Raw genomic sequence first — 1,265 nt, forward strand, 5'->3', positions numbered from 1 at the left:
TACATGTGACTTGGCACGATGGTTGCCAGATGGAAACATTGAATATTTGGGTAGGATTGGCCATCAGGTCAAAATCCGCGGGTATCGGATTGAGCTCGGTGAGATTGAAGCGCAAATTATTAAGGTGGACGGTGTTAAAGAATCTATTGTCATGGCTCGTGCAGATCAGCAGGGAGACTATCATTTGGCTGCTTACTACGTAGCTGAAAAAGAAATCAGCGGCAGTATGATGTTGAATTTGCTGAATGAAAAATTGCCGAACTATATGGTACCGTCGTATTTTATACAACTGCAGAACATGCCGCTGACACCGAACGGGAAAATTGATCGCAAGGCACTGCCGGCATTCGAGGAACATGCTGATTTGACTGCAGAATATGCAGCGCCGCGCACTGCCATGGAAGTGAAGTTAGCACAAATTTGGAGAGAGGTACTCGACATTCCGTCCGTCGGAATTCATCATAATTTCTTTGCCATTGGCGGACATTCACTTCGTGCGACAGCGTTGGCCGCAAAAATTCACAAAGAACTGAATATCGAGTTACCGTTGCGTTATGTATTTGACTTTCCAACAATTGAGCAAATGGCGCAGGCTGTTTATGAATTGTCTCCAAATCCATTTGCAGCGATTCCTGTTGCCGAATTGAGAGACAGTTATCCAGCATCTATAACTCAAAATAGACTATACGTTTTGAGCAGCATGAATAACTACAATATGTCTGCCATGCTTTTGATGGAAGGGGAACTGAATTTTTTAAGATTAGAAAGAGCGCTTAAGCAATTAGTTCAGCGTCATGATACATTGCGAACCTCTTTTGAATTCGTAGATGATAAACTGGTACAACGGATTCACGACCATGTCGATTTCACTTTGGAGGTTATGCAGGGACACGGCGAGAACGAAGCAAGAGCAATGATGAGACAATTTATCAGACCTTTTGATCTTGGGAAGGCACCGTTACTTCGAGCTGCTCTTTTGCAAGAATCTCCACAGCGTCATTGGTTTATGTTTGACATGCATCATGTGATTTCAGATGGTGTATCCATGAGTATATTGCTGAACGAGCTGCCCGCACTGTATGAAGAAAAAACGTTGCCCGCCTTGCGAATTCAATACAAGGATTATGCGGTATGGCAGCAAGGAGATATTGGTAGCTCATGGATGGAAAAACAAGAAGAATACTGGCTCAAGCAAATGAGCGGCGACATTCCGATTTTGGGTATTCCAGTCGACTTTGAAAGACCTGCAACACGTAGCACCTCGG

1 protein-coding gene is annotated in these 1,265 nt (G+C 44.0%); it reads left to right on the top strand.

Annotation, left to right across the window (positions count from 1 at the left end):
• Positions 1-1,265 (top strand): condensation domain-containing protein (locus GRP75_RS27305; protein ID WP_237449229.1); only part of this gene is annotated, 1,265 nt, incomplete at both ends.

Source organism: Paenibacillus sp. OT2-17 (assembly GCF_009827695.1).
Classification (GTDB): Bacteria; Bacillota; Bacilli; order Paenibacillales; family Paenibacillaceae; genus Paenibacillus; species Paenibacillus polymyxa_B.